Source organism: Pseudomonas canadensis (assembly GCF_000503215.1).
GTDB lineage: Bacteria > Pseudomonadota > Gammaproteobacteria > Pseudomonadales > Pseudomonadaceae > Aquipseudomonas > Aquipseudomonas canadensis.
This window is the reverse complement of the sequence record NZ_KI628539.1, coordinates 55,093-77,643: the sequence shown is the minus strand read 5'-3', so window position 1 is coordinate 77,643 and position 22,551 is coordinate 55,093. Positions and strand designations below refer to the sequence as shown.

The following is a 22,551-nucleotide window of genomic DNA, read 5'->3' as shown; positions in this document are numbered from 1 at the left end:
CCCTCGATGATGGCTATTTTGGAGATACAAAATGACTGACTTTACTCTGAACGCTCAAGCGCGTACTGACCTGGGGAAAGGTGCGAGCCGCCGCCTGCGTCACGCCGCCAACATCCCAGCCGTTGTATACGGTGGTAACAAGCCTGCTGAATCCGTGACCATCCTGGCCAAGGAAATCGCCAAGCTGTTCGAAAACGAAGCTGCCTACAGCCACGTTATCGAGCTGAACGTCGACGGCACCAAGCAGAACGTCATCGTTAAAGCGATGCAGCGTCACCCGTCCAAGCAGTTCATCATGCACGCTGACTTCGTTCGCGTTGTAGCTGGCCAGAAACTGACCGCCATCGTGCCTGTGCACTTTGTTGGTGAAGACGCTCCGGTCAAGAAAGGCGGCGAGATCTCGCACGTCCTGAACGAAATCGAAGTGACCTGCCTGCCGAAAGACCTGCCTGAGTTCATCGAAGTCGACCTGTCGGCTCTGGAAATCGGCGCTATCGTTCACCTGTCCGACCTCAAAGCCCCTAAAGGCGTTGAGTTTGTCGCACTGGCTCACGGTGATGACAAAGCTGTTGCCAACGTTCACGCTCCACGCGTTGCTCCAGAAGCTGAAGAAGGCGCTGCAGAGTAATTCACTCTGTATTGCCGGAGCTTGAGGAAACATCGCGGACCGGAACGTAGCGAGAAAGCGGGCGATAACGCGGCGTTTACTCTTGAGTAAATAGCTTCTGTCGTCCACTTTCGCCGCACACCGGTTGCGGCGATGTTATCCACAACTCCAAAGGAAGGGCCCCTGTCGTGACTGCCATTAAACTGATCGTTGGCCTGGGAAATCCAGGCGCCGAATACGAACAGACCCGGCATAACGCGGGGGCCCTTTTTGTTGAGCGCATCGCCCACGCCCAAGGTGTGAACCTAGTGGCTGATCGCAAATATTTTGGCCTGACCGGGCGCTTTTCGCACCTGGGTCAGGATGTTCGTCTACTGATTCCCACCACCTACATGAACCGCAGCGGCCAGGCTGTCGCGGCGCTTGCGGGCTTCTTCCGGATCAAACCCGAGGAAATCCTGGTGGCCCATGACGAACTGGACCTGCCACCCGGTGTTGCCAAGCTCAAGCTGGGCGGCGGGCATGGCGGGCACAACGGCCTGCGCGACATCATTGCGCAGTTGGGCAATCAGAATAACTTCTACCGCCTGCGGCTCGGCATTGGCCACCCAGGCGTTGCCAGTATGGTTTCAAATTTCGTCCTGGGTCGTGCGCCACGCGCCGAACAGGAAAAACTCGATGCCAGCATCGACTTTGCCCTCGGCGTGCTGCCGGATATCTTCGCCGGTGAATGGAACCGCGCGATGAAAAACCTGCACAGCCAGAAGGCCTGACTCTTACCGAGGGGAAACACCATGGGATTCAATTGCGGCATCGTCGGCCTGCCCAACGTCGGCAAATCCACCCTGTTCAACGCCCTGACCAAGTCCGGTATTGCGGCGGAGAACTTCCCCTTCTGCACCATCGAGCCCAACAGCGGTATCGTGCCGATGCCGGATCCACGCCTGGACGCCCTGGCGGCCATCGTCAATCCAAAACGCATCCTGCCGACCACCATGGAATTCGTCGACATCGCTGGCCTGGTTGCCGGCGCGTCGAAAGGTGAAGGCCTGGGCAACAAGTTCCTGGCCAACATCCGTGAAACCGATGCCATCGCCCACGTGGTCCGCTGCTTTGAAGACGAGAACGTGATTCACGTCTCCAACAGTGTCGACCCGAAACGCGACATCGAGATCATCGACCTGGAACTGATCTTCGCCGACCTCGACAGCTGCGAGAAGCAACTTCAGAAAGTCGCGCGCAACGCCAAGGGTGGCGACAAGGACGCCGTGGTCCAGAAAGGCCTGCTGGAGCAGTTGATCGCTCACTTCACCGAAGGCAAGCCGGCACGCAGCCTGATGAAGAACATGGGTGTCGATGAGAAGGCTGTGATCAAGGGCTTCCACCTGCTGACCACCAAGCCTGTGATGTACATCGCAAACGTCGCTGAAGACGGCTTCGAGAACAACCCACTGCTGGATGTGGTCAAGGCCATCGCCGACGAAGAAGGCGCCATCGTTGTTCCGGTGTGCAACAAGATCGAAGCGGAAATCGCCGAGCTCGATGACGGCGAAGAAAAGGACATGTTCCTTGAGGCCCTGGGTCTGGAAGAACCGGGCCTGAACCGCGTAATCCGCGCCGGCTACGAGATGCTCAACCTGCAGACCTACTTCACCGCCGGTGTTGAAGAAGTCCGCGCCTGGACCGTCAAGGTCGGTGCCACCGCACCACAGGCCGCCGGTGTGATCCACACTGACTTCGAAAAAGGCTTTATCCGCGCCGAAGTGATCGCCTACAACGACTTCATCCAGTTCAAGGGTGAAGCCGGTGCCAAGGAAGCAGGTAAGTGGCGTTTGGAAGGTAAGGAATACATCGTTAAAGATGGCGATGTGATGCACTTCCGTTTCAACGTGTAATCGCTACTCGCGGTTTACGCCGAATATAAAAAGCCGATGCACTGCATCGGCTTTTTTGTGGGCGACGACTTTACGAATACTCTGACACAACAGATCAGTCTAAATATCAACAGTTTTCAGACTCTGCCTACTCTCCCCTGCACCGCTCTACTTAATACGTTCAGCGCCCGAAAACTATCAAACTTATCCCACATGACTTCGGCAACTAATCACCCTAAGGACCGGTGATAACTGTTATAAAATTCGCTCTATTGTGCAGAGCCTGCACGTTGTCTTTTCGACCGTGAAGCAAGAGCGAGTATGGAGTAATCATCCGATGTCGGCGCTTGACCACATGGAAAACGAAACAAGCACTTCACTCATTGAAGACGCTGACATTGAACATGTCTTGAGCAGCACTGCCCCCCTCAACGTTGACATCCTGCTGCTGGGAGAAACCGGCACCGGCAAAGATACCTTGGCACAACGCATTCATCGGCTATCAGGGCGACGGGGCAACCTGGTCGCGGTCAATTGCGCAGCCATTCCGGAGACCCTGGCGGAGAGTCAACTGTTTGGAGTCAACAGCGGCGCGTACACCGGCGCCGTGCAATCACGGGCAGGCTTTATCGAAGCCGCGCACCTGGGCACCTTGTACCTGGATGAAATCGACAGCTTGCCGCTCTCGCTCCAGGCCAAGCTGCTGCGAGTACTGGAGGCTCGTGGCGTTGAGCGCTTGGGTTCAACCCGCTTCATTCCGGTGGATATGCGCGTTATAGCGTCTGCCCAGCAGCTGCTGCATAAAATGGTTGAGCGAGGAGCGTTCAGGCGCGATCTTTATTTCCGCCTGAATGTGGTCACCATCCAGCTCGCGCCACTGCGTGAGCGCCGTGAACGCATTATCCCTTTATTCTTGAGCATGCTCAGGCAGGAGGCCGAGCGATTCAAACGCCCACCACCTTCACCACCCTGCACGCTGCTGCTGCAGCTGCTTGGCTATTCCTGGCTGGGTAACGTGCGTGAATTGCGCTCGGCCGCCAAGCGCTGCGTACTGGGACTGCCACCGCTGTGTGGGCCGGCCATGCCGGATGAAGGGGTTGAGATAGGCCTCAAGGGCCGCCTTCAACAGATTGAAAAGACGCTGATTGAAGAGTCTCTGCAGCGGCACGAACACAATGTGGACCGTGTGGCAGTCGAGTTAGGCGTGGCCAAACGCACGCTTTACTACCGAATGAAACAACTTCATATTTCGTTGGATTAACCCCCAGGCAATCAACTAATAATTCGAAACATTTGCACGAAAAACTTCAGGAACGCCATCCACATCAACGGCCACATAGTTAGTGCCAGCAGCGATTCAAATATTATGAATCAAACTGGTAAACCCACTATCTTTATTGCAGGCATCTCTGGAGAACACCCAATGACGATACCCTCCAACACTGGCTATAACCCTTATCCGGTTGGCAATGGTTATGGCTCAGGCGCACCGAGTTTGGAACAAACCACCGAAGGGTCTAAAGAAGACAACAAAAAGATCGCAGAGTTGGCTCGAGAAGCTAGGTGGCAAACCGGCTTGAAGAGTGTTGCTGATACCTACCGTTAAGAATGGCCAGCTTCCCCGAGGCAATCAGTCGGGGAAGTTTTCTACAACGGCGACGCTGACCCAGCTTCGCCCTCCTGAGCCCTTGATGCAAAAGGTCTGGCATGCAAATCAAAACCGTTTTTTCCGCAGAGCATGACGACACTGGCAGCGCACACAGATCAGTTGAATATTCACCCGCACCGCCTGCCGATATCCATCTCTTCACCTCAGCCCTGGCACAGCCAACCCCCCTGGCTGCCACCACGCATCGGGCTGAACGGAGCAGCCTGCTGGCAGACGCGTCAGACGCGCTCGCCCACTCAACAGAACGCATGGGCAAAAGTTTGCGCGCCCTCAGTAAAAAAAATAACGAGCGTGCAATGCGGGACTACCCTAGCCACCTTTCCAACACCTTGCTGCTGACTCACATCCTGGTCAAGAGTGTCGGGAAAACCGCCCAAGGCCTCGATAAAATCAGCAATTTGCAGTAGCTGGGCATGAAGTCCCTCCTCCCCGCTCTGCTGCTTTTATGGCTCGCCTTCATGCTGAACGGTTGCAGTGAGCGCGTCGAACTCCACCGCCAATTATCCGAACAGGAAGCCAACGAGGTCATTGCCGAATTGGCTGACAAACATATCCGCGCACAAAAAGTGCCTGCTAAAGACGGTGTTGTCGTGGTCGTCAATGCCATCGACATCGGTCGTGCCGTGCGTACGTTGGAGGCGGTCGGATTGCCCAAGGTCGCACGTACCACATTGGGTGATACGTTTCGCAAGGACGGCGTCATTTCAACACCACTGGAGGAGCGGGCTCGGTACATCTATGCCCTGTCCCAGGAACTTGAGGCGACCTTGTCGAACATTGACGGTGTCATCGTCGCCCGGGTGCATGTGGTGCTTCCAGAGCGCATCGCGCCGGGAGAACCGGTGCAACCGGCCTCTGCTTCGGTTTTCATCAAGCATGATCCGCGGCTAGACCCCGATAATATCCGTTCTCGGGTTCGCCGAATGGTTGCCAGCAGCATCCCGGGAATGTCCACGGCGGTGGATAACCCGCAAAAGCTCACGGTGGTCTTCGTGCCTTCAATCGTCTATCAAGAGCAACGGCAGCTGACGTATTTCGGGCCGTTCTTGATACCCGCAGATGACCTCGGTTTTTGGCGCGCCAGCATGACCCTTACGTTGGTTGCCATCGTGATGACGACGGCCGCGTTACTCTTCCTGCGCAACCGGCGACAGCGGGCAATCCAAGCTGCGGCCGGCTACTCCAATAATTCGCAAGCGACCCACCCGTGAGTGAACACCTGAGCTGGGCGCAATGGTGGGCGCGTCCTTGGAGGTCGGCGCACGATGACTGGCATACCCTCGGCGACCCAGTAATCAACGCGCTGCGCCTTATCGACGCCCCAGTGAACTGTACCGTCGAAGGGATTACCCCAGGCCTGCCCCCTGCTCCTCACCCCACGCTGCTCAAGCTGGCCTTGGCGTCGGTCTCGGAACTCGATTTCGTGCTCGACCTGATTGACAGCATTTGTAGGCCGCAAACCACCACCGCCTTGCAGGAGGATCATCACCTATGGTGCAAGCGAATTGCCAAGGCCTTGCCCCCGCAAACACTGTTACCTGCAGACGATCCTTTGCAACTGCTGCGTGCATGGGTTGAGCCTCCCGTCTGGCAACGCCTCCGATTGCGCTTTTGCTTTGCGCGTGTGCTCGAACTGGAAAGAAGCCACCGCCCATACGTCGGCGATGCGAGTCGCCTGGATACCCTGTGGCAAGCCGTGGTGTGGCGCATGACAACACGCACCAGCACTCGCGTGGTGCCTGCGCCCCACGCAATGGACAACTGACGATGCTCTGCCGACGCAAAATCACACTGCCGCCCGACGCCCATAGCCTGTCGCACGGGCTGATTCCCAGAGAGGTGCTCGCTGACTGCACCCAAGCCGAACACCTGTTAACCCGCGCCAAGGCTCAGGCTGACGCGTTGCTCAACCGCGCACAACTCAGCCGCGAGGCGCTTTTGGAGCAGGCGGGCCAGGCGTTCTGGCAACGCGCCAACGCACAGCTGCATCGATGGGAAAACGAGCAAAAAGCATTGTGCGACAACCTGGAGCGGTACATCACAGGGGTCGTCAACCAGGCGATCAGGCACCTGCTTGACGAGACGCCGCAGCCACAACGCCTGGCAGCGCTGCTCAAGCAATTGCTGGCAAGCCAGGTACCGGAGGTGAATGCGCTCCTGTTGTGTCATCCACGGGAAATCGAGGCACTCAAACATTGCCTCAGCCGCCATGACGCCGCGCGTTGGAGACTTCAGCCAGACGACACCATCAGCACTCAAACCCTCGTTCTGAAAACCGACGAAGGCGACTTTCACATCAATTGGGCCTCCATGCTTGCCCCGTTTTCCAAAGAAGGTGATCGGGCTCCACTGGCTGGCCTGGCGCAATCAACTTGGAACTGAATAGCCAGCACTGACCACAGAGGTGAGGTCTATCAGGAGAGAATCATGGACTTCTATAACGGCTTCAAACGTGAGCTTCTGGGCCAAGTTAAGGCTGACACCCTGCGTTATAAAACCATCGAACAGTCCCCTGCGGAGACCTCAGAGGACATGCTGATGTTTTACGAGAGCATGTTTAAAAGGCATCACTCCGATTGGGCGTTCAACGAGCACAGCCGGGTCAACCACATGCTGTTCAAAACCGCACTGGACGGTGTGCCATAAGTTGGAAGATCAACTTATTGACTGGTTGGACAGCGACTCAGAACAGATGCTCGTCCTCGAGAACAACGATGAAATCATCCTGAAACGTCACGGCGACGCCGTGTTGATCTGCGTTCAACTGACGTCCTGTCGGCCGGATCACGCACCGTTGCACTGTTGGCTGCGACTGGGTGCGGTCAGCCTGAATCACTTTCAAGGCTCGCTTGCCCAAGCGCCTGACAGTGGCGCGCTCTGGTTGGTCCAATGCCTGCGCACCGACCCGCACGAGACATCGTTGCTCAACAGCCTCGAAGCCCTGCTCAACCAACGCGACACGTGGCGCTCGACGGTCGCGCGCCTTGCCCTGCCGGCTCATCAATCCAAACCTACTTCGTTACGTTCGCTGTCGTATTAACCAGAGAACTCTATGTACAACAAGACCCAGAGCTATAACCGCATGCCTACTGCCTTGCCCGGAACATCGTCAAGGCTTGCCACCTGGCGTTGCCTGCTCACACTCCCCTGGTTGCTGATACCTGCGCAAAGCGTCCTGGCCGCCATTCCCCCGGAATGGAAAAACACCGCCTACGCCTATGAGGCCGAACACAAACCACTACGGGAAGTCCTCGAAGACTTCGCCCAGACCTTCGGCACGCAATTGCACATCGAGGGCCTGCTGGAGGGGGACGTCAACGGCAAGATCCGCGCGAACACCCCACAGTCACTACTGGACAGACTAGGTGTCGAACACCGTTTCCAGTGGTACCTCTACAACAACACGCTCTACATCAGCACGCTGGATCAGCAGGAGTCAGCACGCCTGGAGGTCTCATCAGAGACGATTTCCGACCTCAAGCAGGCGTTGACCGATATCGGACTGCTCGATAGCCGTTTCGGTTGGGGAGAGTTGCCCGAAGACGGGGTCGTACTCGTCTCCGGCCCCAAGCGCTATATCGAACAGATCAAGCAGTTCAGCAGCCAGCGCCGCTCACCGGATGAAAAACAGAGCGTGTTGAGTTACCCGTTGAAGTTTGCCAATGCAACGGACCGCCAGGTGGATTACCGCGGAGAAAAACTCAACATTCCCGGTGTCGCCAGCATTTTACGCGGGCTGCTGGAACCACGCTCTGCCTCTACGCTCGCGGGGCTGACCCCACGCCCATCATCCCAACCCGCGCCTCTCACGCCCAATGTGCCGCGACTGGGCAACCCGCTGCTGGGCCAAATGCTCGGTACACAGGGCAACACCGGGCCAGTGGACGCAACACCCGCATTGACGCCGCGAGCACCGGTACCCGCCAGCCGGATCCGCGTCGAAGCCGATGTACGCAATAACGCCGTGCTCATCTATGACCTGCCGGAACGCCAGGCGATGTACCGCGAACTGATCACCCAACTCGACGTTGCGCGAAAGTTGATCGAAATCGACGCGATCATTCTCGATATAGAGCGTACGCAATTGCGCGAATTCGGGGTGAACTGGGGTTTCCAGAACAGCCGCTTCCGGGGCGGCGTCAACATGGCACCCGGCACATCGTCGCAGTTGTCGATTGAAAACCGCGATCGTTTCTACGCCGATATCCGCGCGCTGGAAGAGAAGGGACTGGCAACCATGGTGTCGAACCCATCGGTGCTCACCCTGGAAAACCAACCGGCGGTGATCGATTTCAACCGCACCCAATACCTCACTCCCGGCAGCGAAAACGCAACCATTTTACCCGTCACCGTGGGCACCAGTTTTCAAGTCGTGCCCAGGGTCACCACCAGCCGCGGCGATCACCAGATCCATTTGGCAGTGGACATTGAAGATGGCAATTTCGACGCGACCAACCCTGACCCCAACCACCTTGATGTACGCCGGGGCAAGGTCAGTACACAAGCCGTGATGGCGGAAAAGCGCTCGCTGGTGGTCGGCGGTTTCCATGTCACCGAAAGCACAGACAAACAAAGAAAGATTCCCCTGCTGGGAGATATTCCGCTGCTGGGCAAGGCGCTGTTTTCCTCGACGGAGCGCCAGAACAATCGACGTGAACGCCTGTTTATCCTCACACCCCGCGTTATCGGCGACCAGGACGACCCGTCTCGCTATTTGCCGCAGGCCGACCAGGCCGAGTTGCAAGCCGCCCTCACACCGCTGGCCAGGCGGATTTCACCGCACGAACCGGTGATCAAGCGCAGTGACATCATCAGCACCCTGGCACGTATGGTCAGCGGGGAAGTGCCCAAAGCGTTCAACTCGGCGCCGATGCCTCTGGGACTGAACAGCTTGTGCAGCGCCCGTGACTTGCTGGCGCTCAATACCGACCGCAGCCAGTGGTACGCAGGCCCGCATTACAACGTGGCGGTCGTGGTGTTGCGCAACCAGTTCAAGCGCAACGTACGTATCGACGAAAAAGAGTGCAGCAACTCGCAGACCCTGGCGGTCACCGTGTGGCCGCGCGCCTGGCTCAAGCCAGGCGAAGAAGCCGAGGTGTTTATCGCCATGCGTCCGGTGGTAAAGGACGAACACCTCAGTGTGCCCCGCCCCTCCTTGATCACTCCAGCCCGGAAGGCCACGCCATGAAACACAGCTTGTTGTACGTCACCCTGATTTTCGCAGCCCTGCACCTCGCCGGTTGTACACCCACCTGCAAAGGTGATTCATGCTCACGCCCACAATCGACCCAGGACAAGATGGTGATCTGGTGGCCGCCGCAGATGCGCGTCGAACCTGGGCCCGCCGGCGAGCGGGCGGATTACCAGACAGTGTCGCTGGAACGGTGAAGCTTCCAGGTATGCCCGACGATCGACGCCAGGCATTCCTGGACGACCTGGTGAGCGGCACTGCCGCTCAGCTGTCCCTCGCGCCCGGTATCAAGGTAGGCGCATTGAACGCTGGAAATTGCCCGGGACTTGCCCTGCACGTCGCTCGCGAAGCGTTGCAGGCCGGGCAATTGCAGCGCGTGCTGGAGCGACGCATTGAGCAAGCGTTGGCGTTCGATGGCTGCTTTATTTACCTCGACGCCCAGAACGCGCTGGTGATCTGGCATGCACTGCCGGCAGCCGCCAGCACGCTCGACAGGATCCTCAGCCGAATGCTGTCGCTGGCCACGCTGCAAGCCTTGGACAGGTGATCAACGCCGCTCAAGCTCGGGCAGTTCCAGGGTTTCGCGCTTGGCCTCATCGTCGAGCTCGCGCAAGGTCCGGTAAATCAGCGCCACGGCCTGCAAGGTTTCACGAGGGATGCTGGCGCCCAGTTTTTTCGTGTAAAGCGTGCGCGCCAGCCATACACACTGGATCACCGGTACGTCGGCCGCCTTGGCACGGCGGATCAATGTGCGGGCTTCATCGTCCGTGCCTTTGCTCACTAACATCGGCAGCGGTGTCTTACCCGGTCGGTAATACAGCGCGACAGCAAAGTGCGTTGGATTGACCACCAACATGTCGGACTCCTCCAGCTTGGGCAGCTTGACCTTCGGTTCCTCCTGGGCCAACTGGTACGCCAACGAACGGCGCTGCCCCTTCACATGAGGGTCACCCTCCATGTCCTTGTACTCTTTGACGACCTCCACTTGAGTCATGCGCATGCGCTTGGCAAAAAAGTGCCTGGACAGGATCAAGTCGACAAGCGCAAGCACTAGCAGCACGCCAAGGCACACATGCAACAGATGACGGAACAGCGCGATCAACGCCACGATGTAGCTTTGCAGGTCACTGGTGGCCAGGTTGATCAGCGTGCTGATCGAGGGCCAAATCACCACATACAGAATCAAACCGATAAGGAATGCTTTCGCCACGCTCATCAACAGGTTCATCAACTGCTGCGCAGAAAACATCTGCTTGACCTGGCTCACGGGGTTGAGACGATTGAAATCCATCTTCAGGGCTTCCGGCGCAAACAGCAGCCCGAACTGCATCCAACTGCTGATCAGCTTGGTAGTAATCGCAACCCCGACCATCAACAGGGCGAAGGAGAAGAACACCCCCAGCCCGTCGAACAGCACCTCTTCCAGTGCGCGCGTGAAAGGCTGATTCAGACGTGACATCGGCAACAGCATCAATTGCTGAAAGCGTTGCAGACTGGTTTCGGCGGTGAACAAGGCGATTTCACTGATCGCCGTCAACGCCAGCAGTTTTGCGACATCCTGGCTCTGGGCGACCTGGCCTTTCTTGCGTTGGTCCCGCAGTTTCTTGGCGGACGCCGGGTGTTTTTTTTCGCCGGAATCACTCATGGCACCGCGACCTTAAACAAAACGCCCAATGAATGTTTAAGATCGCCCAGCAGGCTCATGCGCCCAACGATCAGATCCTCCAACAGCGCAAAGTACAACAGCAGAATGCCAATGCCCGCCAGGCTCTTGACCGGTGGCGCCAGGGTACTCACTTGTAACTGCTGGCTGTAGACCCCCAACAGTGCGATGCCGAACTCCAGCAACAGCAACACCGCAATAAAGGGCGCGGCATAGAGCAGCATGTGGGTGAAGGTATCGCCAAGCAGGTCGACGAACACACCGCTGCCATTCGCCGCAGGGAGCGGAAACCACAGGGTGGGCGGCCAGATCAGGTAACTGTCCCAGATCACTTGGGTCAACGTGCCCAACCCGAGACTGGTTATCAGCAGGAAAATCGCCAATTGCTTGAACAAGTGCCCGATTGGTGTCGCATCCGGCCCCAGTGAAGGGTTGAGTTGCCCGCCCGCCAAGGCACCGCGCTGGTTGTCCAACAGTGCCCCCACTGACTCGAACATCCAGAACGGCATTGCCAGAAGCACCCCCAGCAAGATACCCAGTGCCACCTCCTTGAGTACCAACGCAGCCAGCATTAGCGCGGAGTAATCCAAGCCCGCCAATGCGGCATGAATACCCGGCGCGGGCATCAACGCCATGACCATCACCAGCGTGTGCCGCGGCATACCGCGTATGTGTTGAAAGCAGAACGCCGCCACCAAGATGCCGCAGGGGTAGATGCGTGCCATGCCGATCACCAGGCTGGGTAGGTATTCGAGATAGACCAACATGAGCAGGACCTCAGTTCAGGGCCGAGCGGCCGATCATTTCAAAGGTCAGGTTGATCAATTGGATCAACTCCACACCAATCCAACGGCCCGTCATGATCAGCGTGACGCCCACCGCCACCAACTTGATACCAAAGGGCAGTGTCTGGTCCTGTATCTGCATCAACGCCTGCACCAGGGACGTCAGCACCCCCACCACTACAGCCACGATCAACGGCGGCGCCGTCAGCAGCACCACCAGCAGCATGCCCTGCTTGAACAGCACGATAGGTTCCATAGGGCACTCAGAGATAGGAGAGGAAAAGACTGTCGAGCAACCGCGACCAACCAGACACCATCACGAACAACAACAGCTTGAGCGGCAGGGAAATGGTCATCGGCGAAACCATTTGCATGCCCAGCGCCAACAACAAGTTGGAGACAATCAAGTCGATGACGATGAAGGGAATGTAAATCAGAAAGCCGATCTCAAACCCCGCCTGCAACTGCGATAAAACGAACGCCGGAATCAGCAGGATGAGGTCTTCGCGCTGTACCTCCTGAGCCATCTGCGCAGGCCATAAGCGCTTGGAATTCTCCAACAGGTGTGTCAGTACATCCGGGTCAATGTTGCGGAGCATGAAGGCACGTAGGGGTTTGATGGCCTCATTTCCCGTCTGCAGAAGCGTTTGCACGCTGCTCAAGTCAAGGGGTGAAACCTTGATACTCTCCGCGATTTCATATCCTACCGGCGCCATGATAAACAGCGTGGCAGCCAACGCGATGCCATTGATGGCCATGCTGGGCGGCACCTGCTGCACGCCTATGGCGTTACGGGTGATCATCAACACAATCACAATTTTCAAGAACGCTGTGCAGACGATCAACAGCATGGGCATCAATGACAATGCCGCAAGAAACACCGCGAGAACTAAGGGGTCCAGCCCTTGAAGTATCATCCGCCGAACATCACACGGGACAGCTGCAAGCCCAGGCGCCCGTCGATCTCTACCAACTGCCCCAGGCCGATCGGCCGGTCACCGTAATAGAGGCCAGCCATACCGGGAGCGTAACCGGAGACGCCCAATACGGCGCCGGGCGCGAGGCTGCGCAACTCGCCCAGAGTGAGGTTCAGCGTTCCGCAGCGTATGTTCAGTGCCATGCTCAACTCATCAAAGGGCTCATTGCCGAATACGTCCAATACCGGCTCATCTTCGTCATACCCCGAGTAGTGGGGAGGGGTAAATTCTTCATCCACGGATGTGCCCTCAATTGAAGTCAGTGTCAGACGCAACACGCCTGTGTCATCGTCAATGCGCCCATGCAGCCGCTGCCTGCCAACCTGTACATGGCCAGCGCCTTGGGCCTGGAAAAAACTTTGTTCCAATATCAGCACATCACCAACGCGCAGGCTGCGCGCTTGTGCAATCGGCAATTGCAGGTGCCCAAGGATCACGGCAATTGCCAGTTGAAACGACGCTGGCAACGGCGCGGCATTGCTGCGCCACGCTCCGGCGTCACACAACGCGAGGAAGTTCACTGCCGTCAGCCACAGGTAGCCCATCGCCCGGGATGCCCCCAGCGTCACGCTGAGTCGGCAACCAAACCCCTTGGGGCGATCGACCTCCAGCAGTCGCACATAACCCAGCAGCGCTTGTACCTGCGGGCTTAGGTGGTGCTGGAACAACGCCCAGAACCAGGAGTCAGGATCGTTGCCCGCCTTGGCCAAGGTCACCGGACATTCGCCCAGCAGACTGAGCAGGGGGCCCGCCTCGGCCAATGCCAGCACTCCGCGTGCCGTTTCGAAGCTCAATGATTGGCCCCCGGTAGGTGCACGACCCGGTTCGAGCGACAGCTCTCCACGCTGCCCCGCGACGTCGAACGGCAGGCGCAAGCCGCGTCCGAGACGACGACGCGCAGCAACCACATCGCCACTGACCCGAGGTAACGGCACCGCTGGAATCATCACCCCGACCCGACAGTGGGAAGCCGCAGGCTGACCGTCTGCCCCAACGTTTGCGTTAATCGACCCTCAACCTGTTGCCTCACGCCATTGAGCCAGCGCGCCGTCTCATCCTCTTGCGCTTCAAGCTCGATGCTCCAGGCGCTCTGTTCACGGCGCACACTGGCGTTGATGCGCCCCAGGCGAGGCAGGTACAGCACCGCCTGAAGCGGCCACTGCAAAGCGGCCTGCATACGAGGTGCCAATTGCTCGGCCAGCGCCTCGATCATCGCAGCACCGCCCAACGCCTTGGTTCCCGACAGCCGAGTCCCGGCACCAGAACCGTCATCAGCCCACAACTGGGAAAACAATCGCGTCAGCTCCGTGGGTACAACACCTGCCATTCCCGGTTCTCGCTCTTCTCGCGCGTCACGCGGTCGGGGACGCTCGGCGGGTTTATCTGAAACCTGGGTCATGTCGGCTCCTGCGCCAGTAAAAGAGATAACTCCTGAAGTTTTTCCACCTGACGCAGGCAGGCGGTGACCTGCTTCTGGGCTCTGCCGACGCTGATCTGTTTTTCTTCTTGCTGGCCCTGCAAGGCTTCCAATTGCCCCATGCCCCGGCGAGTCGTGGCAGACAACGAGCGCTCCTGTGCGCTCCAGGACTTCAGCGCCTGCATGTTCAATACCTGCCCCTGGTGTTGGCTGAGCAACTGGGCGCTTCGCTCGGCTTCCTCGCGTCGGGTCTGCTCAAGCGCATCCTCAGCCTGACGGATATTGGCAAGCAGGGCCTGCTGGGCCCGCTTAGCCTCACGCAAGGCACGCTCGGCCCGGTCTGCCCGGTGCCGTCGCAGGCGTCGCAGCGTCTCGACTTCGCCAAGCAGCCCTTCAGAATGGGACATAGGCGGTCAGCTCCTTGAGTTGTTCCAGCGTCACAGCCATCGGCGCAGGCTCACGCAAGTCCTGGCGCAAGAAATTGTCCACAGCCTGGCGACTGTCCACGGCCAGATCGGTCAAGGCATCGCTACCGGGCTGGTACTCCCCCAGCTTGAGCATCAGTTCGATCTGCTGATACGCCGACAACAAGCGTCGCAACGCCGTACCCGCCCGGATGTCCGCAGGCTCGGCGACGTTGCTCAAAATCCGCGACAGACTCGCCAACACATCCACTGCGGGATAGTGACCACGCTCAGCCAACTTACGAGACAGTACGATGTGACCGTCGAGTAGCGAGCGGACTTCATCAGCCACCGGATCGTTCATGGAGTCCTGCTCGATCAGCACGGTGTAGATCGCCGTGATCACACCTTCACGGGTCAACCCGGCGCGCTCCACAAGACGCGGTAGCAGGCTATATACCGAAGGCGGCAGACCGCCGCGGCCAAGGGGTTCGCCGGCGGCAAGGCCGATTTCGCGCTGGGCCCTGGCGAACCGAGTCAGGGAGTCAATCAGCAGCAACACGCGCAGCCCCTTGCGCCGATAACCTTCAGCCAGCGCCGTCGCCGTGAAGGCCGCTCGAGCTCGCTCCATGCTGGATCGGTCGGATGTGGCGCACACCAGTACGGCCTTGGAACGCAGTTGCTCATCGAGCTCATGATCAAGGAACTCGCGCAATTCCCTGCCCCGCTCGCCGATCAGGCCGAACACGATGACATCGCACTCCACGTTACGGGCGATCTCGGCCAACAGGGTGGTCTTGCCGCAACCTGCTCCGGCGAACAGGCCCACGCGCTGACCTTCACCCAGCGTCAGCAGGCCGTCGATCGACCGCACGCCGGTGGCCAGCGCACGGTTGATGCGCGGGCGCTCAGTGGGCAGCGGTGCCTCGCACAACACCGCACTGGTGTCCGACAAATCAGCCTCGACAAACGCACCGGGGCCTTCTCCCGTGATCGGCCGCCCAAAACCATCCAGCACTTGACCCAATAATGCCTCGCTGACCTGCACCCGATGCGAGACGCCAAGGCGCTCGACGCCCGCGCCCACCTGCACACCTTCCAGGTTGCCCAAGGCGCTTAGCACCGCGTCCTGCTGATCAAAACCGATGATCTCGGCCAGCATGTAGTCGCCCGGCTTTTTCTCGACCCGGCACAAGTCACCGATACGCGCTTGGGGCAGCCGACACTGCAGTAACATGCCATTGACGCGCTGGATGCGCCCCCGCATCGTCACCGGCGCGAAGGTGGCCAGCGACTGGACTTGACGCTGCTGCCAGGCCTCCAGGCGTGCTTGCAATTGCTCACTCACCAGCGCACCTCATAGCGCTGTACGCCATCGAATACCACCTTGCTGTTATCAATCAGCACCAGGCGCAGGCCATCCACTTCATCCCCGATAAACAGTCGGCTGCCCTCCTCCAGGACCACGTGGCCATTGGGCCCGCCCACGATCTGCACGATCTTGAATGGCAACACTCCATCGCGCGCACGCACGCGGCTGATTACCGGTACCGCGCTGTCGAACTGCTCGCCAAAACGGCTGAGCATGCGCGCGACCAATTCAACCTCATCCTGCGAGACATCCCCACTGAGCGCGACCTGCCCATTGATCACCTGCAAACTGACGCGCTGGCTCAATTCACGTTCGCCGAGCATCTTCAACAGCTGCTGGCGGACCTCGAACGGCGAGGCCAACTCGTGCTTTTTCACCACAGGCAGCATCAGGGATGCCTGGGCTTCAGGCTTCCCGGTGGACGCCATGCCCACCACAATGAAGATCATCGTCACCACCAGCACCAGCGTGATCAGACGCTTCTGCTGAGCGTGCGAGATCGCCGATAGCTTGAGCACGGGCACCGGCACCGACACCGGCTCACTGGCCCGTGTCGACACGGCCGGTGCGGGGGCTGGAGACTGGGGCCAAGGTTCATCGGCCAAGGTGACGCACAGCCGCACGTTCGCCACCGAAAACGTGACGTTCAGCGCCAGGTGCGCAATCTGTGCCAGCACCTGACCATCAGCATCCTGCAATAACCCGGCCTCAGCCTGCACCGACCAGTTCGAGTCCATGAGCCGCAGCCGGGCATGCTGTTCAGCGATGCCAGGATCGTTCAGCACCAAGTCAGCATCGGCGTGGGCACCGATGCTCCACTGCTCCCCGAACAAGGGCAGCGCAGCCCCCTGATGTCGCCCATCAAGCACTCGCAATTCGAACATCAGCGAGCCCTCCGGGATGGACATAGCCAAGTCTTCATGCCGCCGTACCGCGCATCAATTCGTCCTGGCCCAAGTCGAAGCGCCCCAGCACCTTGACCTTTGAGGCGCTACCCAGCTCAGCGAAAGACAGCACCGGCACGTGGTTGAATTCTTCCAGCAACAGCGCGCGCAGCGGGCTGCGCAAGTCCTGTGCGACCAGCATCACGCTCTTGAGTTTGGGCCGTACGGGAAAGGCTTGATTGAGCAGGCTAACCAACGCTGCGCTGTGTTCGTCATCAAGGGCGAAGAACACCCCGGTCTGGGTCTGGCGCAGCGCCTCACGCAGGATGTTTTCAGTCTGAGGCGACAGCAGCCAGGCATGCAGGCCGTCGGCTTCGCTGCACTGGTGGTAAATCTGCGCCTTGAGCGCAATGCGCGCGTAGTCGGCCAGCGCGTCTGGCTCACGTTCATGCTGGCCGTACTCGATCAGCGACTCGACGATCAGCCGTACGGCGCGCAACGGCACCCCCTCGCTGGCCAGGCGTTGCAGTACCGCCGAAAACCGCGACAGCGGCATGATCCGCTGCAGCTCCTGGACCAGTTCCGGTTGGTTGTGCTCCAGCCAACTGAGGATCGACTTGCTCTCCTGGATCCCCAGGAACTGCGGCCCGCTGAGCATCATTGCCTGCTTCATCCGCTCGACGATCAGGCTCGCTGAGGTGAAGCGCTCCAACTGCGGATCATCCAGCAGCGGATCATCCGGCGCCAACCAGAGCCAATCCTGTTCATCGCGCTCTGCCAGCCCCGGAATGGCGTGCGCAGGCTCGACCGTCAGCGCTTTACGCTCAACCGCCACATGGCTGACAACCGATGCCTTGACCATCGGTACTTCGTGGACACAGAAGCGCATTTCGTCGTCGGCGAGCGAATCATCGAGTTCCACTTCGAAAGGAGGCAGCGTCAGGCCGATATTGGCGACCATTGCATTTCGGGCCTGGCGAATCGAGTGAACAAGATCAGCCACCTCAGGCGTGCCCCGTAACACCGGGGAGAATTGCAACAGGTAGGGTCTCGACGGATCAAACCCACGCAAGTCCTCACGGCCGTTCTCTTCGGGGCGCACCGCTTCAGCGGTTTCAGCTTCGGGTTGCTCCAGCCGTTGACGCTGGCGCATCAGGTAGTACCCCAGGCTGCCGGTTACCAGTGCGATCAGGATAAACACCAACGTGGGCATGCCGGGCACCGCCGCAAAGGCGAGCATTCCCACCGAGGCGATCATCCAACTCTTGGGTTCGCTGGTCATTTGCCGGGCAATTTCGGCGCCCATGTTGCTGGCGCCCTTGCGTCCGTCCGGCGCCACACGGGTGATGATCATGCCGGCGGTGAGGGAGATCAGCAGCGCCGGGATCTGTGCGATCAGGCCGTCGCCGATGGTCAATACCGAGTACAACGTAATGGACTCGGAAGCGCTCAAGCCGTGCTGAAACATGCCGGTGGAAAAACCACCTAGCAAGTTCACCACAACAATGATCAAGCCCGCGACCGCATCACCTTTGACGAACTTCATCGCGCCATCCATGGCGCCGAACAACTGGCTCTCACGGGACAACTGCTCCCGTTTGTCCCGCGCTTGCATGCCGTCAATCAAGCCGGCCCGCAAGTCGCTGTCGATGGACATCTGCTTGCCGGGCATCGCGTCCAGGCTGAAACGCGCCGCCACTTCGGCCACCCGCTCCGAACCCTTGGTGATCACCAGAAAGTTGACCAGGGTCAGGATCAGGAAGATCACCATCCCCACGGCGAGGTTACCGCCAACCACAAAATTACCAAAGGCCTCGACGATATGACCGGCGTCCTGCTCCAGCAAAATCAAGCGCGTCGTGGCAATCGACAGAGACAGGCGGAACATGGTGGTCAGCAGAAGAATTGACGGAAACGATGAAAACGCCAGGGGGCCCGGAAGGTATAGCGCCAGCACGATCAACAGGCATGAGATGCAGATGTTGAGCGCGATCAGGATGTCCACCAGCCAGGTGGGCAGCGGCACGATAAAGATGAAGACGATGGCCATCACCACCACGGCGCCCAGTACTTCTGCGCGTTGCGCGACCTTAAGCAAAAAGCCGTTGATGGCCGAAAGTGCAGTCACGCCATGATCCCCAGCTTACCCGGAGAACGCGCAGGGCCACGCGTCATCCGATCCAGCTCCCCCATCACCGTCAGGAAGCCACGCAGGGTTTCTTCGCGTACTCGACCGTCGAGCCATATCGCCAGAGGCAATTGCTGGACCAGGGGATAAAGCGCATTGAGGGCCAGCAATTGCTGAACGTTCGAACTACCTGACAAGTCGCTTCCAAGCCGCAAGATTTCAGCAGCAGCGATACCTGCGCCTGCGTAACCCAGCAGGCGTTGCAACAGGCTCACTGCATCATGATCGATACCCAGGCGTTGGAGCAGGGCATTGCAACCGGACAACACGCCGCTCAACTGTCCGCAGCTTTGCAGGCCTTGCAAGAGGGAACGCAACAGCGGCGTAGGGAGTGAGGACACCTTGGCCGCGATGTCATCCACCAGAGCCTTGCGCATCATATTGAGCCCGTCGGCAAGCCGTTCGCCGCCATACACCCCCAACAGCGCCTGCATCATCGTCGCCAACGATTGGCGTGTGACCACACTGGCGTAGTAGAGCGCACGCAACGCCTGGCGCTCCTGTGGGTCGGCACTGCCCGCCTGCAGCGCCAAGGCAATGTTCAGGCCTGCCTGGATCTGCCCTTTGAAGCGGACCTCCAACTTGGCGATGGCATCACGGGCCAACGCTGCTTCCGATGGGCGCACTTCAGCGTCTGCCTGGGTTGCCACATATTTGAGTACCACGAATGCACGCGCGGGGTCCCCGCCAGCCAGCTCCAGCAATTTGTCGACATGGGGATGCTGCAGCAATTGCAAGCGGATGCGGCGCGAAAGGCTCGCAAGGGTCGCCTGGGCAGGGTGCCCCAACTGATCATAAATCTGCGCAAGCTGTTCGGCCGGAGGCACGCGCACGCTCATCTTCCGCTGACTCAAGGGCTGGCTGTTGTTCTGTACTTCCAGGCTGAACAGGTGAGCGAGCTCATCCAAGCCAGGAACTGGCGCCGACGTGGATGTCTGGCTGACAGCAGGTTTATCCAACTGCTGGACCGTTTGCACATCCGGGGAAGATTCGACTTTCATGGACAGACCTGAACAGGAAGAGTGTTTCCCTGTGTGGCAAGGCCAGCTCAAACGGTTCCATCAAGTCGAATGTCACGAAAAATTTGAAAAGACTTGCACGCACCTCAACGGCTCTATGCAAGGTCCTGCGCAAAATCACACCATTTCAAGATATTTATCTTTATAAATCAGCTTGTTACATAAAAAACTGTCTTGGCATAGCCAGTGCAAAAGGGGTTCCCGTCGACACCTTTTCGACTGCGTCTACACCAAGGAAACAATCATGAATATCCCTATTGAAGCTTTAGCGCACCTCGTGGGCAGCTCGCCTCAATTCATGCTTCACCTGACAGACGACCAGCAAAAAAAACTTCGGCGCTTCATTCACAAGCGCGTACTCAACCCGGAGGATGCAGATGATCTTCTGCAGTTGACGTATCTGGAAGCCTGGCGCAACCGAGAGCGTTTCAGCGGCAATGCCACGCTCAGCACGTGGATGTGTGGTATCGCGCAAAACCTGATCCGCAATCACTTCAGGCGCTTGTACGCCAAGCCCGTGCATTGCGAGTTTGATGAGTCGCTCTGGCATGGCCAGGAAGACAACCACAATCTGGATTGGGAGTTCGAGGTAAACCGTCGCCTGGAAAAAACCCTGAGCGCTATCGACCATCTGCCAATGGAAATGCGCAAGACGCTGTACGCCTCACTGGAAACCGACGGCAGCTATCAGGACACAGCCGACGCGCTGGACATTCCTATCGGCACCGTGCGTTCACGCCTGTCACGAGCACGCGAACAGCTTAAGCGGGCCACGCACAACCCGAAACATCCCTAGCGTCATTGCACGCGTTGAGCGGCAGGGATATCTGCTCAACGCGATCAAGTTTTGCGGGGCATTCGGCAGGGCGAAGAGTGATCCACTCGTCGCCAGATCCGCTGATTTCGCTTAAACAGTTGAAAGCGTAGATAAAAATTCAAAATAAATACTTGACGCATTCCCGTTCTACGCGAATAATGCGCGCCACTTGGCTACATAGCTCAGTTGGTTAGAGCATAGCATTCATAATGCTGGGGTCCGGGGTTCAAGTCCCTGTGTAGCCACCAAGTACCTGTTTCCTAGTGCTTCCATACGACTTAGAAACAACACAAGAAGCCCGCCTAGTGCGGGCTTTCTTGTTTCTGAACATCCCCTAATGATTCCATACATTCTTGCCCTCCTTGTATCCGCTCATGTACCTTGGCAAAAAATTGAACCTGGGGGATACAAGAAAAATGAAGCGCAGTCAGATAAAGCGTCGCCCCCTGGCCGATACCGTACTGGCTACCCTGGAACCCGAGACAAAGGAGTACCGGGAGTTGGACGGCAACGCCTTGTATCTGCGCGTGCGCCCGGACGGAAGCAAGTCGTGGCAACTGCGTTACAAGAAGCCAGACGGCAAGTGGTCATGGCTTGGCCTGGGCGGCTACGGCAGTGGCGATCACCAGCTATCAGGATCACAAGCCAGGCAAAAAGCCGCCCTGCTGAGAGAGGATGCTGCAAAAGGTGGGAACCCACTCGCCACCAAGCGAGCCCGAAAGGCTGCAGAGATCGAAGCGACGAACAACACTTTCGAGCACTTGGCGCGAGAGTGGTACAACATCAAGCGCAAAAGCTGGACGGATGGAACGGCTACACGAACCATCGGCGCGCTGGAGCTCCATGTGTTTCCGGTATTTGGTAAGCGTATCTATACCGAGATTCTGCCCATGGAATGGATGGAGTTCCTGCGCGGTATGGAACAGAAGGGCATCATCGAGCAAACCAGCCGAGTTCGTGCCCGGTGCCAAGAGATCTACGACCTGGCCCGCGTCACTGGCCGCGCCACCCATAACCCTCTTGAAGGGCTTCACAGGTTTCTCCAGACCAAACCGTCAGAGAACTATGCCCATGTGCCGGTGGATGAGTTGCCACCATTACTACGCGCTATTCGCGCCTACCCTAGCGCCATAGATGTTCGGATCGGCCTACACTTGCTCTCGATGCTCGCCTGTCGCCCGTCGGAGTTACGCGAGGCCAGGTGGTCTGAGTTCGACCTAGACAGCGCGCTTTGGACTATACCTGCCGAACGGATGAAGCGCCGCCGTGAGCATCTGGTGCCACTCCCCCGCCAGGCCGTGGAGTTATTGAACGGCCTGCGCAATCTAACTGGATGTTATCCGCTGCTGTTCCCTGGACGCAGCGACACCACCAAGCCCCGTAGCAACACAGTGTTTCTGATGGCCTTGCGCCGCCTGGGCTACGAAGGTCGCCAGACGGGCCACGGTTTCCGCCACATCGCTTCAACAATCCTTAACGAACACGGCTTCGACGAAAACCACATCGAGGCTCAGCTATCGCATATCAAAGAAGGTGTGGCCGGGATATACAACAAAGCCCAGTACCTGGCTCAGCGCGCGACCATGATGCAATGGTACGCCGACCATCAAGACACATTGGCCAATGGCAATGTCGTGGAGATGAAACGCGCTTAACGGTCGCCCTCGGCTTTGCAATGTAATCG

The 22,551-nt window shown here is 58.5% G+C and carries 27 protein-coding genes and 1 tRNA gene; 17 read left to right on the top strand and 11 right to left on the bottom strand.

Going from position 1 to position 22,551, the window contains the following annotated elements; all coding sequences use genetic code 11:
- Nucleotides 1-31: 31 nt before the first annotated feature.
- From U367_RS0123060 to U367_RS0123000, 14 genes are all read left to right on the top strand, one after another.
- Nucleotides 32-628 carry a 50S ribosomal protein L25/general stress protein Ctc gene (locus tag U367_RS0123060; RefSeq protein ID WP_028618747.1) on the top strand — a complete coding sequence of 199 codons (597 nt, stop codon included), beginning with the start codon at nucleotides 32-34 and terminating at the stop codon, nucleotides 626-628.
- Nucleotides 629-795: 167 nt separating this feature from the next.
- The gene (pth, locus tag U367_RS0123055) at nucleotides 796-1,380 is read left to right on the top strand and encodes an aminoacyl-tRNA hydrolase (protein WP_028618746.1); all 585 of its coding nucleotides are present in this window, start codon (nucleotides 796-798) and stop codon (nucleotides 1,378-1,380) included.
- A 21-nt stretch (nucleotides 1,381-1,401) separates the two neighbouring features.
- Entirely contained in the window at nucleotides 1,402-2,502 is a 1,101-nt protein-coding gene (gene ychF, locus U367_RS0123050) for a redox-regulated ATPase YchF (RefSeq protein WP_017529916.1), read from the top strand.
- Nucleotides 2,503-2,818: 316 nt separating this feature from the next.
- The gene (locus tag U367_RS0123045) at nucleotides 2,819-3,742 is read left to right on the top strand and encodes a sigma-54-dependent Fis family transcriptional regulator (protein WP_028618745.1); all 924 of its coding nucleotides are present in this window, start codon (nucleotides 2,819-2,821) and stop codon (nucleotides 3,740-3,742) included.
- A gap of 105 nt (nucleotides 3,743-3,847) precedes the next feature.
- A complete protein-coding gene (locus U367_RS1000000131830) occupies nucleotides 3,848-4,087 on the top strand; it encodes a hypothetical protein (RefSeq protein WP_134743006.1) in 240 nt (79 codons plus the stop codon).
- 101 nt (nucleotides 4,088-4,188) lie between these two features.
- Complete coding sequence (locus U367_RS1000000132435) at nucleotides 4,189-4,557, top strand: hypothetical protein (protein ID WP_231980874.1); 369 nt, start codon at nucleotides 4,189-4,191, stop codon at nucleotides 4,555-4,557.
- A gap of 6 nt (nucleotides 4,558-4,563) precedes the next feature.
- Nucleotides 4,564-5,361, top strand: a complete 798-nt coding sequence (sctJ, locus tag U367_RS0123035; RefSeq protein ID WP_028618743.1) for a type III secretion system inner membrane ring lipoprotein SctJ — start codon at nucleotides 4,564-4,566, stop codon at nucleotides 5,359-5,361.
- Nucleotides 5,358-5,915, top strand: coding sequence for a hypothetical protein (locus U367_RS0123030; RefSeq protein WP_028618742.1), 558 nt, complete (start codon nucleotides 5,358-5,360; stop codon nucleotides 5,913-5,915). Before sctJ ends, U367_RS0123030 begins: the two co-directional genes overlap by 4 nt.
- A 2-nt stretch (nucleotides 5,916-5,917) precedes the next feature.
- Entirely contained in the window at nucleotides 5,918-6,532 is a 615-nt protein-coding gene (gene sctL / locus U367_RS0123025; RefSeq protein ID WP_028618741.1) for a type III secretion system stator protein SctL, read from the top strand.
- A gap of 45 nt (nucleotides 6,533-6,577) precedes the next feature.
- On the top strand, nucleotides 6,578-6,796 hold the full coding sequence (locus U367_RS0123020) for a hypothetical protein (protein WP_028618740.1): 219 nt from the start codon (nucleotides 6,578-6,580) through the stop codon (nucleotides 6,794-6,796).
- Between the two features lie 46 nt (nucleotides 6,797-6,842).
- A complete protein-coding gene (locus tag U367_RS0123015; RefSeq protein WP_122554856.1) occupies nucleotides 6,843-7,190 on the top strand; it encodes a type III secretion protein in 348 nt (115 codons plus the stop codon).
- A gap of 42 nt (nucleotides 7,191-7,232) precedes the next feature.
- Nucleotides 7,233-9,338 (top strand): type III secretion system outer membrane ring subunit SctC, encoded by a 2,106-nt coding sequence (gene sctC, locus U367_RS0123010; protein WP_394365197.1) that lies wholly within the window; start codon nucleotides 7,233-7,235, stop codon nucleotides 9,336-9,338.
- Nucleotides 9,335-9,538 (top strand): HrpT family type III secretion system protein, encoded by a 204-nt coding sequence (hrpT, locus tag U367_RS0123005; RefSeq protein ID WP_028618737.1) that lies wholly within the window; start codon nucleotides 9,335-9,337, stop codon nucleotides 9,536-9,538. The genes sctC and hrpT overlap by 4 nt, the downstream gene beginning before the upstream one ends.
- Before the next feature lie 11 nt (nucleotides 9,539-9,549).
- Nucleotides 9,550-9,888: a hypothetical protein gene (locus U367_RS0123000; RefSeq protein ID WP_028618736.1), complete on the top strand. Its 339-nt coding sequence runs from the start codon at nucleotides 9,550-9,552 to the stop codon at nucleotides 9,886-9,888.
- Here the strand turns inward: U367_RS0123000 and sctU are convergent, their stop codons facing one another.
- Genes sctU through sctW form a run of 11 tightly spaced genes read right to left on the bottom strand, consistent with a single transcriptional unit; the run spans nucleotide 9,889 to nucleotide 20,032 of the window.
- Nucleotides 9,889-10,986, bottom strand: a complete 1,098-nt coding sequence (gene sctU / locus U367_RS0122995; protein WP_028618735.1) for a type III secretion system export apparatus subunit SctU — start codon at nucleotides 10,984-10,986, stop codon at nucleotides 9,889-9,891.
- Entirely contained in the window at nucleotides 10,983-11,771 is a 789-nt protein-coding gene (sctT, locus tag U367_RS0122990; RefSeq protein ID WP_028618734.1) for a type III secretion system export apparatus subunit SctT, read from the bottom strand. The genes sctU and sctT overlap by 4 nt, the downstream gene beginning before the upstream one ends.
- A 10-nt stretch (nucleotides 11,772-11,781) precedes the next feature.
- The gene (sctS, locus tag U367_RS0122985) at nucleotides 11,782-12,045 is read right to left on the bottom strand and encodes a type III secretion system export apparatus subunit SctS (RefSeq protein ID WP_028618733.1); all 264 of its coding nucleotides are present in this window, start codon (nucleotides 12,043-12,045) and stop codon (nucleotides 11,782-11,784) included.
- Nucleotides 12,046-12,052: 7 nt separating this feature from the next.
- Nucleotides 12,053-12,706, bottom strand: a complete 654-nt coding sequence (gene sctR, locus U367_RS0122980) for a type III secretion system export apparatus subunit SctR (protein WP_028618732.1) — start codon at nucleotides 12,704-12,706, stop codon at nucleotides 12,053-12,055.
- Nucleotides 12,703-13,713, bottom strand: coding sequence for a FliM/FliN family flagellar motor switch protein (locus tag U367_RS0122975; RefSeq protein ID WP_372514753.1), 1,011 nt, complete (start codon nucleotides 13,711-13,713; stop codon nucleotides 12,703-12,705). Before U367_RS0122975 ends, sctR begins: the two co-directional genes overlap by 4 nt.
- Nucleotides 13,713-14,165, bottom strand: coding sequence for a type III secretion system HrpP C-terminal domain-containing protein (locus U367_RS0122970; protein ID WP_028618730.1), 453 nt, complete (start codon nucleotides 14,163-14,165; stop codon nucleotides 13,713-13,715). The genes U367_RS0122975 and U367_RS0122970 overlap by 1 nt, the downstream gene beginning before the upstream one ends.
- On the bottom strand, nucleotides 14,162-14,590 hold the full coding sequence (gene sctO, locus U367_RS0122965) for a type III secretion system stalk subunit SctO (RefSeq protein WP_028618729.1): 429 nt from the start codon (nucleotides 14,588-14,590) through the stop codon (nucleotides 14,162-14,164). Before sctO ends, U367_RS0122970 begins: the two co-directional genes overlap by 4 nt.
- Nucleotides 14,577-15,935, bottom strand: coding sequence for a FliI/YscN family ATPase (locus U367_RS0122960; RefSeq protein ID WP_028618728.1), 1,359 nt, complete (start codon nucleotides 15,933-15,935; stop codon nucleotides 14,577-14,579). Before U367_RS0122960 ends, sctO begins: the two co-directional genes overlap by 14 nt.
- Nucleotides 15,932-16,843, bottom strand: a complete 912-nt coding sequence (locus U367_RS0122955) for an FHA domain-containing protein (protein WP_028618727.1) — start codon at nucleotides 16,841-16,843, stop codon at nucleotides 15,932-15,934. The genes U367_RS0122960 and U367_RS0122955 overlap by 4 nt, the downstream gene beginning before the upstream one ends.
- Before the next feature lie 34 nt (nucleotides 16,844-16,877).
- On the bottom strand, nucleotides 16,878-18,971 hold the full coding sequence (gene sctV / locus U367_RS0122950) for a type III secretion system export apparatus subunit SctV (RefSeq protein WP_028618726.1): 2,094 nt from the start codon (nucleotides 18,969-18,971) through the stop codon (nucleotides 16,878-16,880).
- Entirely contained in the window at nucleotides 18,968-20,032 is a 1,065-nt protein-coding gene (gene sctW, locus U367_RS0122945; protein ID WP_028618725.1) for a type III secretion system gatekeeper subunit SctW, read from the bottom strand. Before sctW ends, sctV begins: the two co-directional genes overlap by 4 nt.
- A 262-nt stretch (nucleotides 20,033-20,294) precedes the next feature.
- Here sctW and U367_RS0122940 point away from each other — a divergent pair, with 262 nt between their 5' ends.
- The 3 genes from U367_RS0122940 to U367_RS0122930 all read left to right on the top strand — a co-directional run bounded on the left by U367_RS0122940 (nucleotide 20,295) and on the right by U367_RS0122930 (nucleotide 22,522).
- Nucleotides 20,295-20,846, top strand: coding sequence for an RNA polymerase sigma factor (locus U367_RS0122940; protein ID WP_028618724.1), 552 nt, complete (start codon nucleotides 20,295-20,297; stop codon nucleotides 20,844-20,846).
- 192 nt (nucleotides 20,847-21,038) lie between these two features.
- Nucleotides 21,039-21,115 (top strand) — tRNA-Met (locus tag U367_RS0122935).
- 168 nt (nucleotides 21,116-21,283) lie between these two features.
- On the top strand, nucleotides 21,284-22,522 hold the full coding sequence (locus tag U367_RS0122930; protein WP_028618723.1) for a tyrosine-type recombinase/integrase: 1,239 nt from the start codon (nucleotides 21,284-21,286) through the stop codon (nucleotides 22,520-22,522).
- Nucleotides 22,523-22,551: the final 29 nt, after the last annotated feature.

Coding starts and splice junctions, on each gene's coding strand:
- U367_RS0123060 (WP_028618747.1), top strand. CDS start 32: ATGACTGACTTTACTCTGAACGCTCAAGCGCGTACTGACCTGGGGAAA.
- ychF (WP_017529916.1), top strand. CDS start 1,402: ATGGGATTCAATTGCGGCATCGTCGGCCTGCCCAACGTCGGCAAATCC.
- U367_RS0123045 (WP_028618745.1), top strand. CDS start 2,819: ATGTCGGCGCTTGACCACATGGAAAACGAAACAAGCACTTCACTCATT.
- U367_RS1000000131830 (WP_134743006.1), top strand. CDS start 3,848: ATGAATCAAACTGGTAAACCCACTATCTTTATTGCAGGCATCTCTGGA.
- U367_RS1000000132435 (WP_231980874.1), top strand. CDS start 4,189: ATGCAAATCAAAACCGTTTTTTCCGCAGAGCATGACGACACTGGCAGC.
- sctJ (WP_028618743.1), top strand. CDS start 4,564: ATGAAGTCCCTCCTCCCCGCTCTGCTGCTTTTATGGCTCGCCTTCATG.
- sctL (WP_028618741.1), top strand. CDS start 5,918: ATGCTCTGCCGACGCAAAATCACACTGCCGCCCGACGCCCATAGCCTG.
- U367_RS0123020 (WP_028618740.1), top strand. CDS start 6,578: ATGGACTTCTATAACGGCTTCAAACGTGAGCTTCTGGGCCAAGTTAAG.
- U367_RS0123015 (WP_122554856.1), top strand. CDS start 6,843: ATGCTCGTCCTCGAGAACAACGATGAAATCATCCTGAAACGTCACGGC.
- sctC (WP_394365197.1), top strand. CDS start 7,233: ATGCCTACTGCCTTGCCCGGAACATCGTCAAGGCTTGCCACCTGGCGT.
- hrpT (WP_028618737.1), top strand. CDS start 9,335: ATGAAACACAGCTTGTTGTACGTCACCCTGATTTTCGCAGCCCTGCAC.
- U367_RS0123000 (WP_028618736.1), top strand. CDS start 9,550: ATGCCCGACGATCGACGCCAGGCATTCCTGGACGACCTGGTGAGCGGC.
- sctU (WP_028618735.1), bottom strand. CDS start 10,986: ATGAGTGATTCCGGCGAAAAAAAACACCCGGCGTCCGCCAAGAAACTG.
- sctT (WP_028618734.1), bottom strand. CDS start 11,771: ATGTTGGTCTATCTCGAATACCTACCCAGCCTGGTGATCGGCATGGCA.
- sctS (WP_028618733.1), bottom strand. CDS start 12,045: ATGGAACCTATCGTGCTGTTCAAGCAGGGCATGCTGCTGGTGGTGCTG.
- sctR (WP_028618732.1), bottom strand. CDS start 12,706: ATGATACTTCAAGGGCTGGACCCCTTAGTTCTCGCGGTGTTTCTTGCG.
- U367_RS0122975 (WP_372514753.1), bottom strand. CDS start 13,713: ATGATTCCAGCGGTGCCGTTACCTCGGGTCAGTGGCGATGTGGTTGCT.
- U367_RS0122970 (WP_028618730.1), bottom strand. CDS start 14,165: ATGACCCAGGTTTCAGATAAACCCGCCGAGCGTCCCCGACCGCGTGAC.
- sctO (WP_028618729.1), bottom strand. CDS start 14,590: ATGTCCCATTCTGAAGGGCTGCTTGGCGAAGTCGAGACGCTGCGACGC.
- U367_RS0122955 (WP_028618727.1), bottom strand. CDS start 16,843: ATGTTCGAATTGCGAGTGCTTGATGGGCGACATCAGGGGGCTGCGCTG.
- sctW (WP_028618725.1), bottom strand. CDS start 20,032: ATGAAAGTCGAATCTTCCCCGGATGTGCAAACGGTCCAGCAGTTGGAT.
- U367_RS0122940 (WP_028618724.1), top strand. CDS start 20,295: ATGAATATCCCTATTGAAGCTTTAGCGCACCTCGTGGGCAGCTCGCCT.
- U367_RS0122930 (WP_028618723.1), top strand. CDS start 21,284: ATGAAGCGCAGTCAGATAAAGCGTCGCCCCCTGGCCGATACCGTACTG.